11 protein-coding genes are annotated in these 13,782 nt (G+C 66.7%); 6 read left to right on the forward strand and 5 right to left on the reverse strand.

All coding sequences use genetic code 11. The features are described 5' to 3' along the window. Genes urtD through urtA form a run of 4 tightly spaced genes read right to left on the reverse strand, consistent with a single transcriptional unit; the run spans position 1 to position 4,075 of the window. Positions 1-804 carry an urea ABC transporter ATP-binding protein UrtD gene (gene urtD / locus ABI214_RS18770; RefSeq protein ID WP_348604020.1) on the reverse strand — a complete coding sequence of 268 codons (804 nt, stop codon included), beginning with the start codon at positions 802-804 and terminating at the stop codon, positions 1-3. Continuing rightward, positions 801-1,892 carry an urea ABC transporter permease subunit UrtC gene (urtC, locus tag ABI214_RS18775; protein ID WP_348604021.1) on the reverse strand — a complete coding sequence of 364 codons (1,092 nt, stop codon included), beginning with the start codon at positions 1,890-1,892 and terminating at the stop codon, positions 801-803. Before urtC ends, urtD begins: the two co-directional genes overlap by 4 nt. Next, positions 1,889-2,773: an urea ABC transporter permease subunit UrtB gene (gene urtB, locus ABI214_RS18780; RefSeq protein ID WP_348604022.1), complete on the reverse strand. Its 885-nt coding sequence runs from the start codon at positions 2,771-2,773 to the stop codon at positions 1,889-1,891. The genes urtC and urtB overlap by 4 nt, the downstream gene beginning before the upstream one ends. A gap of 33 nt (positions 2,774-2,806) precedes the next feature. Then, positions 2,807-4,075 carry an urea ABC transporter substrate-binding protein gene (gene urtA / locus ABI214_RS18785; protein WP_348604023.1) on the reverse strand — a complete coding sequence of 423 codons (1,269 nt, stop codon included), beginning with the start codon at positions 4,073-4,075 and terminating at the stop codon, positions 2,807-2,809. Positions 4,076-4,357: 282 nt separating this feature from the next. Here urtA and ABI214_RS18790 point away from each other — a divergent pair, with 282 nt between their 5' ends. Further along, positions 4,358-5,209: a patatin-like phospholipase family protein gene (locus ABI214_RS18790; RefSeq protein ID WP_348604024.1), complete on the forward strand. Its 852-nt coding sequence runs from the start codon at positions 4,358-4,360 to the stop codon at positions 5,207-5,209. 11 nt (positions 5,210-5,220) lie between these two features. Here the strand turns inward: ABI214_RS18790 and ramB are convergent, their stop codons facing one another. After that, on the reverse strand, positions 5,221-6,630 hold the full coding sequence (gene ramB / locus ABI214_RS18795) for an acetate metabolism transcriptional regulator RamB (protein ID WP_348604025.1): 1,410 nt from the start codon (positions 6,628-6,630) through the stop codon (positions 5,221-5,223). A 187-nt stretch (positions 6,631-6,817) separates the two neighbouring features. Between ramB and ABI214_RS18800 the strand changes: the two genes are divergently transcribed. The 5 genes from ABI214_RS18800 (at position 6,818) to metE (ending at position 13,753) form a co-directional block, all read left to right on the forward strand. Further along, positions 6,818-7,456, forward strand: a complete 639-nt coding sequence (locus ABI214_RS18800) for a vWA domain-containing protein (RefSeq protein ID WP_348604026.1) — start codon at positions 6,818-6,820, stop codon at positions 7,454-7,456. Between the two features lie 369 nt (positions 7,457-7,825). Continuing rightward, on the forward strand, positions 7,826-8,635 hold the full coding sequence (locus ABI214_RS18805) for a hypothetical protein (RefSeq protein ID WP_348604027.1): 810 nt from the start codon (positions 7,826-7,828) through the stop codon (positions 8,633-8,635). Positions 8,636-9,073: 438 nt separating this feature from the next. After that, complete coding sequence (aceA, locus tag ABI214_RS18810; protein WP_348604028.1) at positions 9,074-10,363, forward strand: isocitrate lyase; 1,290 nt, start codon at positions 9,074-9,076, stop codon at positions 10,361-10,363. An 89-nt stretch (positions 10,364-10,452) separates the two neighbouring features. Then, a complete protein-coding gene (locus ABI214_RS18815) occupies positions 10,453-11,349 on the forward strand; it encodes a 3-hydroxybutyryl-CoA dehydrogenase (RefSeq protein WP_348604029.1) in 897 nt (298 codons plus the stop codon). Positions 11,350-11,464: 115 nt separating this feature from the next. Continuing rightward, positions 11,465-13,753 carry a 5-methyltetrahydropteroyltriglutamate--homocysteine S-methyltransferase gene (gene metE / locus ABI214_RS18820; protein WP_348604030.1) on the forward strand — a complete coding sequence of 763 codons (2,289 nt, stop codon included), beginning with the start codon at positions 11,465-11,467 and terminating at the stop codon, positions 13,751-13,753. The last annotated feature ends 29 nt before the right edge of the window (positions 13,754-13,782 follow it).

Genomic DNA, 13,782 nt, shown 5'->3' on the forward strand with positions numbered 1-13,782 from the left:
TCAGTGCTCCTCGAGTACGTCGACGGCAGCGGCGGTCCCCAGGTACACCTGCTGCACCATCGGGTCGGCCTGGATCTCCTCGACACTGCCGTCGGCGATGACCTTGCCGCGGGCCAGCACCGTCACCGACGTCGCGAACGCTCGCATGAAGTCCATGTCGTGCTCGACGACCACGACGGTTCGTTCGGCGCCGATGCGGCGCAACAGGTTTCCGGTCTCCTCGCGCTCGTCGTGGCTCATCCCGGCCACCGGTTCGTCGAGCAGTAGCACGTCGGCGTCCTGGACCAGCAGCATGCCGATCTCGAGCCACTGCTTCTGCCCGTGCGCCAGGATCCCGGCGGGCCGGTCCCGCAGGTGCGCGAGCCCGATCGTCTCGAGTGCCTCCTCGATCTGCGGCAGTACGGTCTTGCGGCGCCGCAGCATGGTCAGTGGGGACCGCCCGGAGCCCGCCGCGATGTCGAGGTTCTGCAGCACCGTCAACTCCTCGAACACCGACGCCGTCTGGAAGGTGCGGCCCACGCCGAGTCGCGCGATCTGGTGGACCTTCCGACCGAGCAGTTCCGCCCCGGACTTCGTGACGGACCCGGTCGCGGGGACCAGGCCGGTGACGGCGTCGACCAGGGTGGTCTTGCCCGCCCCGTTGGGGCCGATGAGAAACCGCAGGTCGCCCTGGAACAGGGTGAGATCGACGCCGTCGACGGCGGTGAATCCGTCGAATGTGACCCGCAGGCCTCGGATCTCGAGGTACTCGCTCGACATGCCGGCGTTGCCGCCGATGGCCGGTTGAGTGTGGGCACCGTTCATCGAGCCACCTCCATTTCGCGCGCGGGTTCGGGTTCGGGATCGGGTGGGGTGACGAGGGTGCGACGTCGGAGCAGGGTCGCGAGTCCCGCGATGCCGGCGGGGAAGAAGCCGATCACGACGATGAACAGCAGCCCCTGCGCGTAGGTCCACGCCGACGGGAAGTTCTCCGACAGCGTCGTCTGCGCCCATGCGACGCCGATGGCGCCGAGCACCGGGCCGAGCAGTGTCGTGCGGCCGCCGATCGCGACCCCGATGAGGAACGCGATCGAGGGAACGATGCCGACGTCGGCGGGGGAGATGATGCCGACGATCGGAACGAACAGTGCGCCCGCGATGCCGGCGAAGAAGGCGGCGACCGTGTAGGCGACGACCTTGATGTTCGCGGGGTCGTAGCCCAGGAACCGGACCCGCTCCTCCTGGTCGCGGACCGCGACGAGGAGTTCGCCGTAGCGGGAGTTCATCAACTGCCGGGTCGCGGCGACGACGAACAGAAGCACCGCGGCGGCGATGAAGAAGAGCATCCGCTTGTTGGCCGGATCGGACAGATTGAACCCGAAGAACGTGCGGAACCGGTTGAGGCCGTTGGATCCACCGATCGACTGCTGGCCGATGAGTAGGATCGCGAACGCCGCCGCGAGCGCCTGCGACAGGATCGCGAAGTACGCGCCCTTGACGCGCCGCTTGAACACGCCGAGGCCGAGCAGGAACGCGACCAGCGCGGGGACGACGAGGATCGCGACGATGGTCGTGACCGGGTTGGTGAACGAGGTCCAGTAGGCGGGCAACTCCCGGATGCCGGCGATCTGCATGAAGTCCGGTACCGCGTCGCCACGGAGCTCCGCGTCGGCGATCTTGAGGTGTATCGCCATGATGTAGGCGCCGAGACCGAAGAACACACCCTGGCCGAGCGTGAGCATTCCGCCTCGGCCCCAGGCCAATCCGATACCGACCGCGACGATCGCGAAGCACAGGAACTTCGCCAGGAGATTGAGCCGGAAGTCCGACAACAGGGCCGGGGCGAGCCCGAACAGCACGACCGCGGCGACAGCGAACCCCACCCACGCCCGGTAGCGACTGAGCACGGTCATACCAGGCTCCTTGTCTTGGCGACGAACAGTCCCTGCGGGCGGACCTGCAGGAAGATGACGATGAGCACGAACACGATCACCTTCGCGATCGAGGCGGTGGTCGAGTACTCGATGAACGCGTTGAGGATGCCGAGCGCGAACGCCGCGACCACCGCACCCGAGAGCCGGCCGAGGCCACCGATGACGACCACCAGGAACGCGTCGATCAGGTACGACTGCCCGACGGTCGGGCTCGTGGACCCGATGAGCGTCAGCGCCACCCCGGCGACGCCGGCCAGACCGGAGCCGACGAAGAACGTCGTGACATCGCTTCGCCGCGAGGAGATTCCGCTGGTCTCGGCGAGGTCGCGGTTCTGCACGACGGCCCGGATACGGCGGCCCATCGGCGTCTTCGCCAGCGCGAACGACAGCGCCGCCACCGCCGCGATCGCGAGGACCAGGATGAAGATCCGGGTCCGGGGTACGACGGCACCAAGGATCTCGACGCCGCCCGAGAGCCACGACGGCGCGACGACGTTGACGGCTGGGGCGCCGAAGATGTCGCGGGCCAACTGCTGCAGCACCAGACCCACTCCGAACGTCACCAGTAGGGTGTCGAGCGGCCGGTGGTACATCCGCCGGATCAGTGTGGACTCGAGTGCGGCCCCCAGGAGACCGCCCACCACGAAGCCTGCCACGAGCGAGATGAGCAGCGACGCACCTGTGCTCGACACCACCTGCTGCACCACGTAGGCGGTGTACGAGCCCGCCATGATGAACTCGCCGTGGGCCATGTTGATCACACCCATCTGCCCGAATGTCAGCGACAGGCCCAGTGCCGCCAACAACAGGATCGACCCGATACTCAGGCCGGTGAACAGCTGCCCGATCACGACATCCATCGGTACCCGCCCTCCCTCGTTGTACTCGATCGGCTAGCTACCCGAGCCGGACAGGCCCTTCGCCCAGTCGTAGTTCTCGAGATACGGGTCCGGCTGGATCGGGCCGTCGGACTCCCAGATCGTGTAGATCAATCCGTCGCTGCGGATCTCACCGATGCGGGCGGTCTTGGTGATGTGGTGGTTGTCGCCGTCGATCGTGACCAGACCCTCGGGGGCCTGGAAGGTGACGCCGTCGGCCGCGGCCTGGATGTCCGGGACGGCGAACGAATTCGCCTTCTCCACAGTGTTCTTCCACAGGTAGACGGACGTGTACGCGGCCTCCATCGGATCCGACGTCGGCTTGTCTGCGCCGTACTTCGCCTTGTACGCCTCGACGAACTTCTTGTTCTCCGGATTGTCGACGGTCTGGTAGTAGTTCCACGCGGTGAGCTGGCCCTCGACGTTCTGAACACCGATGCCGCCCACCTCCTCCTCGGCGATCGACACCGAGACCACGGGCATGTCAGCGGCTTTCAGTCCGACGTTCGAATACTCCCGGAAGAACGCGACGTTGGAGTCGCCGTTGAGCGTGTTGAACACGGCGTCGGCGTCGGCGGCGCGGACCTTGTTGACGATCGTCGAGAAGTCCGTGGACCCGAGCGGGGTGTAGTCCTCGCCCTTGATCTCGATGCCGTTGGCCGCGGCGTACGCCTTGATGATGCGGTTCGCGGTCTGCGGGAAGACGTAGTCGCTGCCCACCAGGTACAGCGACTTGACGCCCTTCTCCTTCAGATAGTCGAGGGCCGGCACGATCTGCTGGTTCGTGGTCGCGCCGGTGTAGAAGATGTTGGGCGAGTCCTCGAGGCCCTCGTACTGGACGGGGTAGTACAGCAGCGCGTTGTTGTCCTCGAACACCGGCAGCATCGCCTTGCGGCTAGACGACGTCCATCCACCGAAAACGGCTGCGACACAGTCGCTGCTGATGAGTTTCTCGGCCTTCTCGGCGAAGACCGTGGGTTCCGAGGCGCCGTCCTCGGCGACGATCCGGATCTTCTTGCCGAGCACGCCGCCCGCGTCGTTGATCTCCTGGACCGCCAGCGCGATCGAATCGCGGACGGTGACCTCGCTGATCGCCATCGTGCCGGACAGCGAGTTGAGCGAGCCGACCTTGACGGTGTCGCCGGACGTGTCGACGCAGGAGGCGGCGGCCGTCGTACCGGCGGCCGAGGTGTCCGACGCCTTGCTGCCGCAGGCGGTGAGGACCAGGCCGATCACCGCGAGTGTGGCGGGGGCGGTGAGGGCACGCTTCGAGAACGTGGGCATGAACGAGCCTTTCCGTCGAGAGGAATGACGCTGAGCTGCGGAGAGGTACGTATACGACGCTGTATCCGTGATCCGAGACTGTAGGCGGAAGTTGTTGCGCCGGAATGTCTGTGGATCACGAGTTCGTGTCGCGCGTTACGCACGCGTGAACGGGAGCTCACACGACCTCTGAGGACGAGGCTCGATGAAGGGAGTTTCCGATCGATTCGCGCCGTCGAGCCTGTTGGGGTCTTCCCGGCGATCCGCGCGGATGCATCGATCGGAGGCCGTAATGTTGCTGACATGCAACAGTTTCCGGATAGATCTGTCGTACTCGGTGCGGGCGGCGTCGTCGGTACTTCTTGGATGGCCGGCCTGGCGACCGGCCTGCGGCGTCTCGGGGTCGACCTGGCGGAGGCCGATCTGATCGTCGGAACATCGGCCGGCGCGATCGTCGGCGCTGTACTCGCCACCGGGCAGGATCCGGCCGAGTTGGCGCAGCCACCCCGGCCGGCTTCTACCGACGTACAGCTGCCACCGCCGGACCCCCGTTCGATCGGCAGAGTCTTCGCGGAACTGGGGGACAAGGAACTCGAGCCGGACGTCGCGCGACAACGTGTCGGACAGATCGCGCTCGAGATGAGCGCAGAGCATGAGCCGGTGCATGTCGAGCGGATGCAGAGAATGATCGGATCGCGGCAATGGCCGGACACCGCATTGCTGGTCGTGGCCGTCGATGCCCTCTCAGGTCGGCGCGAAGTCTTCGACAGGCACGGAGGGGCTGCCCTGGCCGACGCCGTCGTCGCGAGCCGCGCCATGCCGGGCTTCTACCCGCCGATGACCATCGGGGGTCGTCGCTTCATGGACGGCGGCATGCACTCGTCGACCAATGCGGACCTGGCGGCCGGGGCGCGGCTCCTGGTCGCCGTTCACCCTCTCGCTCACCTCTTTCCGGCGGCAGAGCTCGAGTCCGAACTCGGGGTGGCGCAACCCGGAGAATCGATTCTGATCTCCCCGGATGAACCGTCCATCGCGGTGTTCGGCGGTGATCTGCACAGCCGCGCGAACTGGACGCCGGCCTTCGAGGCAGGCGAGCGGCAGGCGCGGGCCGAAGCCGACCGCCTCGAACAGGCCTGGCCGGACGCGGCCGGCTGAACCGTCGGCGCTCAGCGAATCGTGTAGGGCGACACCGAGCTGCGGTGCTCGTTGATGTCGAGGTCCTTGCCGAGGGGCGGGAACGCGCGCTGCGGGCAGTTCATCCGCTCGCACACGCGGCAGCCGGCACCGATCGGGGTGGCGGTGCTGCCGCCGAGATCCAGGCCGTCCGCGTACACGACGCGAGGCGCGTGGCGCAGTTCGCAACCCAGGCCGATCGCGAACGTCTTGCCCGGCTGGCCGTAGCGCTGCGCACGCCGCTCCACGGTCCGCGCGACCCATAGGTAGTTGCGGCCGTCGGGCATCTGCGCGATCTGGGTCATGATCTTGCCCGGGTAGGCGAACGTCTCGTACACGTTCCACAGCGGGCACGTGCCGCCGCTCGACGAGAAGTGGAACCCCGTGGCGGACTGGCGCTTCGACATGTTGCCCGCGCGGTCCACGCGGACGAACGACCACGGCACCCCGCGCTGCTTCGGGCGTTGCAGCGTCGACAGGCGGTGACAGATCGTCTCGTAGCTGATGGCGTAGAACGCCGACAGCCGCTCGATGTCGTAGCGGAAGTCCTCCGCGATCTCGTGGAACTGGCCGTAGGGCAGCACCGTCGCGGCGGCGAAGTAGTTGGCGAGACCGAGCATTGCGAGTGAGCGGGCCTCGTCGGACGTGAAGTTGCCCTCGTCCACCAGCTTGCGCAGCAGGTCGCCGCACTCGAGATAGGCGAGCTCGGTCGCGAACTTGAACACCTGCTGGCCACCGGACAGTGCGGGCGAGATCTCCAGCACCCGGGTCTCGGGGTCGTACCGGTGCAGCACGTTCTCGCCCAGGTCGATGCGGCGCACGATCTGGACGTCGTGCAGGTTCTCCAGCCGGCGCGCGATCCCGTCCGCGATGTCGCCGCGGTGGAACCGCAGGCGCGCGGTGAGTTCCTCGGCCGCGGTATCGAGATCGTGGATGTAGTTCTGCCGCTGGTAGAAGTAGTCGCGAACCTCCTCGTGCGGCATCGTGATCGACCCGCTGCCGCTGCCGTCGCTGTACCGGTCCTCGGTGGCCGCGGCCAACTGCGCGGAGGTGTTGCGGTAGCGGCGGTGCATGTTGACCAGCGCCTTCGCCAGACCCGGATGCGACGACACCATCTCCGCGATCTCCTGCGCGTCCGCGTCGATGCCCATGTCCTTGTCGAGCGCGACCTCGCGCAGCTCGGCGATCAACCGGGTGTCGTCCTGCGACGAGAAGAACGTCGTGTCGACCCCGAACACCTCGCTGATCCGCAGCAGCACCGGCACCGTCAGCGGGCGCACGTCGTGCTCGATCTGGTTGAGATAGCTGGCGGAGATCTCCAGCGTCTTCGCGAGGGCCGCCTGGCTCAGGCCGCGCTCGGTCCGCAGCTGTCGTAGCCGGGCGCCGACGAAGGTCTTGGACATGAAGTCAGGGTACGAGCGTGTTGCTAACCGTGCAAAGGGTTCCGTTAGCACTCGGGTTCTCGTGCCCATGAAGTTCCGCGGTGATCGGCACATCCGAACTTGTCGGTACCTTTCCGCATACTGCGATGCTGACCACCGGTCGGCGGCGTTCGTGCAGAACGCCCTTCACGCACCAGTTGGAGTTCGCATGACCAATTCGGATCTCACGCTCATCGCCGTACTGCTGGATCGCTCGGGTTCGATGCACTCGATCAAATCGGACACCGAGGGCGGTTTCGACGCGTTCATCGCCGAGCAGCGTGCGCAGCCCGGCGCCGCGGAAGTCACGCTCGCACAGTTCGACCGCGAGTACGAGCGCGTCTACACGGCCGTGCCCATCGCGGAGGTGCCGCCGCTGGAACTGCGTCCCCGTGGAAGCACCGCACTGCTCGACGGCATCGGAAGGTTCACCACGGAGATCGGGGAGGAGCTGGCGGCGCGGCCGGAATCCGAGCGGCCCGGGCACGTCATCGTGGTGGTCGTCACCGACGGTCACGAGAACTCGAGCACCGAATGGACGCTCGCTGCGGTGAAGGACGCGATCGCTCGCCAGGAACAGGTCTACGGGTGGGACTACGTGTTCCTCGGCGCCAACATGGACGCCGTCTCCGTGGGCCGGCACATGGGGTTCGCGGCCGACAAGTCCATCACCTACGACGCCAAGGGCGAGTACGTCGAGGCCGCGTACTTCGTCACCTCCGACTACGTGAGTAGGAAGCGTCGAGCGGTGGTGGGCGCTCCGGTCCACGGCTTCACCGATGCGCAACGCTCGGCGACGACGGAATGATCGCGTAAACAGACAGAACACCGGCCTCGAGTAGACCGATTATGACGTTTTCGGAACAAGTCTTGACATCTCGGTGACGGTGGCAAAAGCTTGGCAACTGTCAGTGCTCATATGTGTAAAGCATTGATTGCGAGGCAGTTTGGAGCGCGCGGCGAGGGCTCGCGCGCTCCGGGCGAACAGAAGTGGACGCCCGCCGGCGGGCGGGAGTTCCCGGCCCACGCTCGCCCCCCTGACCAGGGCGTGGTCCGTCCCCAGTCCCAGTGGTCGCTCGTCGTCCAGGTGACGGCGGTCGGTACTAGACCAGGTTCGTCAGAGGTCACGATGATCTTCACCTCGAAGCGTCGCTCCCGTAGCGGCCTCCAGCCTCCGATGCTCTTTCCGTCCGCCCCGACGGCGGACCGGACGGCCACACAGTCCGGCGTCGCGACGGCGCGCGCCGGTGAGCCCCCAGCCGGTGAGTCCGTCGCCGAGGAGCCGAAGGACCTCGACGCGATATCCGTGACCGCGCGATGGCTGATCCTCACGACCGACATCAGCCGGTCCTTCAGCCGTGCACTCCTGCCGGAATCGTTCGAGGTGCCGGAGCGGCCGAGCATCGCGGTGTGGATCGTCGAGCCGCTGTCTGCGGACTCCGACGCGGTGGGTGTGCCCCAGGGCCGGCTGTTCGCCGGGATGTCGTGCTCGTGCCTGTTGCCCGGAGAGCAGGACGAGAGCGCGTTCACGTCCGATCTGCTGGTGGGCGCCCCGATCGGAGACGAGGACCGCAACCCCTTCGCGCTGCCGGCGTTGCCGCAGGCCGAGTTGAGCCTGGTGAACGGCGTCGGCGGCATGGGGTTCGCGATCCCCCCGGCCGACGGGGGAGGGCGGGGACTGCTCGGGCGGGTCGAGCTGTCCGAATGCGGGTCCGAGCAGGCGCAGCTGACGCCGGACTGGCTCGCCTGTCAGTCGTGGCGGACGGACCTCGTCGAGCCCGTCGGCGTCGCGAGCAGCGGAGACTCCGGCGACGTCGTCCGCACCCAGTGGGAGCTCACACGGCTGTCGCCGATCGTCACCGGTTCGGCTGTCGTCGAGTGCGCGGAGTTCGGATCGCGTGCGTACGACCTGTTGTCGTCGACGTCGCTCGACGCGCGCTACGGATTCGCGCGCGTGGCAATCCTCGGCCGGCAGGCGGGCCGATAACGCCCCGATCGGCCTCGCGGGGGTATCTGTAACCCGCGTTTTCGTTTGTTCCGCTGTATGGAACGGTGTCCGATTCGTGTGATTGCCCTCACAGGGCCGGCGAGGGCTCGCGCGGACTCGCTCGGTCGAGACGTCCGTCACGTGTCCGATTTCACGTTCTCTGGTCGTGTCCCGTTCTCACGCTAATGCCGAGGTAGAGGCCTACTTGCGGGTAACTTCCGTTGCTACTGACCGGTAACCCAAGCAACTGCTTGGCTGCCGGAAAATTAGCAAGCTTCGCAGATTGAAATGAAAAGCTAGCGAAGATTGGCATTAGCAACAGGTAGACGGCGGTTTTCGTCTGTGTCATTGTCGGTTTGTACATCCGAACGGCCTGGCAACGATGTGAAGCAGTACATCCGTACCGGGCGCAGCAGCAGAGAAGAAGTGGAGCTTTCGATGTCGACCACTGGCACCCCGCGGACCGCAGAAGAGATCCAGAAGGATTGGGACACCAACCCCCGCTGGAAGGGCGTCACCCGCAACTACACCGCGGAGCAGGTCGTCAAGCTCCAGGGCACCGTGGTCGAGGAGGCCACCCTCGCTCGTCGCGGATCCGAGATCCTCTGGGATCTCGTCAACAACGAGGACTACATCAACTCGCTCGGTGCGCTCACCGGCAACCAGGCCGTCCAGCAGGTCCGCGCGGGCCTCAAGGCCATCTACCTGTCCGGTTGGCAGGTCGCCGGTGACGCGAACCTCTCCGGCCACACCTACCCCGACCAGTCGCTGTACCCGGCCAACTCGGTGCCGCAGGTCGTCCGCCGCATCAACAACGCGCTGCTGCGTGCCGACGAGATCGCCAAGGTCGAGGGTGACACCTCCGTCGACAACTGGCTCGCCCCGATCGTCGCCGACGGTGAGGCCGGCTTCGGTGGCGCGCTCAACGTCTACGAGCTGCAGAAGGCCATGATCGCGGCCGGTGTCGCCGGTTCGCACTGGGAGGACCAGCTCGCGTCGGAGAAGAAGTGCGGCCACCTCGGTGGCAAGGTGCTCATCCCCACGCAGCAGCACATCCGCACCCTGACCTCCGCGCGTCTGGCCGCCGACGTCGCCGACGTCCCGACGGTCGTCATCGCCCGTACCGACGCCGAGGCTGCCACGCTGCTGACCTCCGACGTCGACGAGCGTGACCGCGAGTTCCTCGACGGCACCCGCACCGCCGAGGGCTTCTACGGCGTCAAGAACGGCATCGAGCCCTGCATCGCCCGTGCCAAGGCCTACGCCCCGTACTCCGACCTCATCTGGATGGAGACCGGCGTCCCGGACCTCGAGGTCGCGAAGAAGTTCGCCGAGGCCGTCCGCAGCGAGTTCCCGGACCAGCTGCTGGCCTACAACTGCTCGCCCTCCTTCAACTGGAAGGCGCACCTGGACGACGCGACCATCGCGAAGTTCCAGAAGGAGCTCGGCGCGATGGGCTTCAAGTTCCAGTTCATCACCCTCGCTGGCTTCCACTCGCTCAACTACGGCATGTTCGACCTGGCGCACGGCTACGCCCGCGAGGGCATGACCGCCTTCGTCGACCTGCAGGAGCGCGAGTTCAAGGCCGCTGCCGAGCGTGGCTTCACCGCCGTCAAGCACCAGCGTGAGGTCGGCGCCGGCTACTTCGACTCCATCGCCACCACCGTCGACCCCAACACCTCGACGGCTGCCCTCAAGGGCTCCACCGAAGAGGGCCAGTTCCACTAGGCCTCTCGACCTCTCGGGAGGGATCGGCGGGGTGTCCTCCACGTCGATCCCTCCCGGGGACCGACCTCCACTTCCGAAAAGGAGCTGACGTGACCAGCGAAAAGATTCAGCGCGTCGGCGTGATCGGCGCCGGCATCATGGGTTCGGGAATCGCAGAGGTGTGCGCACGCGCACACGTCGACGTGCTGGTGTACGAGCCGAGCCGCGAACTCGCCGCGGCCGGACGTGCGCGCATCCTGCGCTCGCTCGATCGCGGAGTGAGCAGCGGCAAGATCACCGAGCGGGAACGCGAGCAGGCCGCCTGGCGGCTGCGCTTCACCTCCGACCTCGGTGATTTCGCAGACCGGCAGCTCGTAGTGGAGGCCGTCGTCGAGGACGAGAAGATCAAGAGTGAGATCTTCGCCGAACTCGACCAGATCGTGACGGATCCGGACGCGGTGCTCGCATCGAACACCTCGTCCATCCCGATCATGAAGTTGGGCATTGCGACCAAGGCGCCCGAGCGCGTCATCGGCATGCACTTCTTCAACCCGGTGCCCGTCCTCCCGCTCGTCGAGCTGGTCACCACTCTCAAGACCAGCCCGGCGGTGTCCAAGCGGGCGGAGACCTTCGCGAGCGAGCTGCTCGGCAAGCAGATCGTGCGTTCGGCGGACCGTTCCGGTTTCGTCGTCAACGCCCTTCTGGTGCCGTACCTGCTCTCCGCGATCCGCATGGTGGAATCCGGGTTCGCCACCAAGGAAGACGTCGACAAGGCGATGGTGCTCGGATGTGCGCACCCGATGGGTCCGCTCGCGCTGACCGATCTGGTGGGGCTTGACACCGTCAAGTCGATCGCCGACTCGATGTACGAGGAGTTCAAGGAGCCGCTGTACTCGGCACCGCCTCTGCTGCTGCGGATGGTCGAGGCAGGGCTCGTCGGCAAGAAGTCGGGTGCCGGCTTCTACGAATACGCCGACAACGGCCGTGTCACCAAGAAGGCAAGCTAGCCAGCACTTCACGGCAACACCAAGCCCGCTCCTCGGCGCCCGTGCGCCTTCTCCGCGCTCTCGGTAGCGGAAAAGGCGCACGGGCTCCAGGCGCTGAAGGGAAAGGTCGATCCGAATGTCCGCCGCAAACACCGCCGGGTACGGATCCAGCGTCCTCGGATACCCGCGCATCGGGCCCCGTCGCGAACTCAAGCGGGCCCTCGAGGCCTACTGGCACGGGACGGGAACCAAGGCCGAACTCGTCTCCGTCGCACAGGAATTGCAGGAGCAGACCTGGAGCGAGCTGGCCGCCACCGGGTTGACGCAGGTCCCCGGAAACACGTTCTCCTACTACGATCACGTCCTCGACAACGCACTGTTGTTCGGCGCGGTCCCCGAGCGGTTCGCCCAGCTCGAGAGCGAACTCGATCCGCTCGACTTCTACTTCACGATCGCCCGCGGTCGTCCCGACTTCCCGCCGCTCGAACTGGTGCGGTTCTTCGGCACCAACTACTACTACCGTCAGCCCGAGCTGTCCGAGAACTCTACGTTCGAATTGCGTTCGGGCGCATTGCTCGACGAGTTCGAGCGCGCCAAGGCGATGGGCATCGAACTGCGTCCGGTGGTGCTCGGGCCGGTGTCGTTGCTGCTGCTGTCGAAGATCGCTCCCGGCTCCACCCAGGAGGGTTTCGAGACCCTCGGCCTGCTCGACAAGCTGCTGCCGGAATACGAGAAGCTGTTCGCGCAGCTCGCCAAGGCCGGTGCGACGTGCGTGCAGCTCGACGAGCCGTGCTTCACCGAGGACCGCACCCCGGAGGAACTCGCTGCCCTCGGCCGTGCGTACCAGGACCTCGCGCACGCCCCCCTGCGTCCGCGCATCCTCGTGACCGGGCCGTACGGCCACCTCGGCGAGGCACTGCCGATCCTCGCCGCGACGCCCATCGAGGCACTCGGCCTGGACCTGGTCAACGGTCGCATCACGGCCGAGGAACTCGCGAAGATCCCCGGCATCAGGCGCAAGCGGATCTACGCCGGCATCGTCGACGGCCGCAACGTGTGGCGGGTGGACCGGTTCAACACGCTCACCTACCTGAACCAGATCAAGGACGTCACCCCCGACCTGGTCGTGTCGACGTCGTGCTCGCTGCTGCACGTCCCGTACGACGTGCTCATGGAGTACGACATGCACGGCGACGTCGCCGACCGCCTCGCGTTCGCGAAACAGAAGGTGGGCGAGGTCGTCTCGCTGGCGAAGGCCCTCACCGAGGGACCGTCCGAACGCTGGCGCAAGAAGCCGACGTCGGTGCACTTCAAGCAGAAGCACGACGTCCGCGCGCGCGTCAACGCGATCACCCCCGCGGATCGCGTCCGTGCTCCGTACGAGGAGCGGCGCCTCGCGCAGCAGGCGCGGCTGAACCTGCCGCCGGTGCCGGCCACCACGCTCGGGTCGTTCCCGCAGACGAACGAGATCCGCCAGGCCCGTTACGAACTGGGCGAGGGGCGACTCGGCTGGGACGAGTACTACAAGCGGCTCCAGGACGAGATCGCGAAAACCATTGCGTTGCAGGAGGACATCGGCCTCGATGTCTTCGTTCACGGCGAGCACGAACGCAACGACATGGTGCAGTACTTCGCGGAACTGCTCGAGGGGTACGCGTTCACGCACAACGGTTGGGTGCAGGCGTACGGCTCGCGGTGCACGCGTCCGCCGGTGCTGTACGGCGACATCCGTCGTCCGAAGGCGATGACGGTCGAGTGGATCGCGTACGCGCAGTCGCTCACCGACAAGCCGGTCAAGGGCATGCTCACCGGTCCGGTGACGATGCTGGCACGCTCGTTCGTGCGTCAGGATCAGCCGCTGCACGAGACCGCGGACCAGCTCGCGCTCGCGATCCGCGACGAGATCGCCGACCTCGAGGCCGCGGGAATCGCGATCATCCAGGTCGACGAGCCGGCGATCCGGGAACTGTTGCCGCTGCGCGAGACCGGGCGTAAGGAGTACCTGGACTGGGCGGTCGACGCGTTCCGTCTGGCGACGGGCGGTGCCAAGCCGCAGACGCAGATCCACACGCACCTGACGTACTCGGGCCAGCGGTCGGTCGTCGACGCGATCGAGCGGCTCGACGCGGACGTCACCGCGATCGTCGCCACCCGGTCGATCGGATGGGTGCTCGATGCGATCAAGGAGAAAGCGCTCACGCACGGTGTCGGACCCGGTGTCTACGAGAGCCGTTCGGCGCGGATCCCCGACATCGACGAACTCGACGCTCTGCTGACCGAGGCCGCCGAATCGGTGGACCTCGACCGGCTGTGGGCGAACCCCGACGGCGGACTCAAGACCCGCCACTACTGGCAGCTCGAGCCGTCGTTGCGCAACCTCGTCGCGGCGGCTCGGCGACTGCGGCGGCGTGCCGCGCAGGGGTAGGCACGCCGGCCCTTGCAGCTCACCGGGAT

It is taken from the genome of Prescottella soli (genome assembly GCF_040024445.1).
Taxonomy (GTDB): Bacteria; Actinomycetota; Actinomycetes; order Mycobacteriales; family Mycobacteriaceae; genus Prescottella; species Prescottella soli.

Coding starts and splice junctions, on each gene's coding strand:
- urtA (WP_348604023.1), bottom strand. CDS start 4,075: ATGCCCACGTTCTCGAAGCGTGCCCTCACCGCCCCCGCCACACTCGCG.
- ramB (WP_348604025.1), bottom strand. CDS start 6,630: ATGTCCAAGACCTTCGTCGGCGCCCGGCTACGACAGCTGCGGACCGAG.
- urtB (WP_348604022.1), bottom strand. CDS start 2,773: ATGGATGTCGTGATCGGGCAGCTGTTCACCGGCCTGAGTATCGGGTCG.
- metE (WP_348604030.1), top strand. CDS start 11,465: ATGTCCGCCGCAAACACCGCCGGGTACGGATCCAGCGTCCTCGGATAC.
- ABI214_RS18805 (WP_348604027.1), top strand. CDS start 7,826: ATGCTCTTTCCGTCCGCCCCGACGGCGGACCGGACGGCCACACAGTCC.
- ABI214_RS18800 (WP_348604026.1), top strand. CDS start 6,818: ATGACCAATTCGGATCTCACGCTCATCGCCGTACTGCTGGATCGCTCG.
- urtC (WP_348604021.1), bottom strand. CDS start 1,892: ATGACCGTGCTCAGTCGCTACCGGGCGTGGGTGGGGTTCGCTGTCGCC.
- ABI214_RS18790 (WP_348604024.1), top strand. CDS start 4,358: ATGCAACAGTTTCCGGATAGATCTGTCGTACTCGGTGCGGGCGGCGTC.
- urtD (WP_348604020.1), bottom strand. CDS start 804: ATGAACGGTGCCCACACTCAACCGGCCATCGGCGGCAACGCCGGCATG.
- aceA (WP_348604028.1), top strand. CDS start 9,074: ATGTCGACCACTGGCACCCCGCGGACCGCAGAAGAGATCCAGAAGGAT.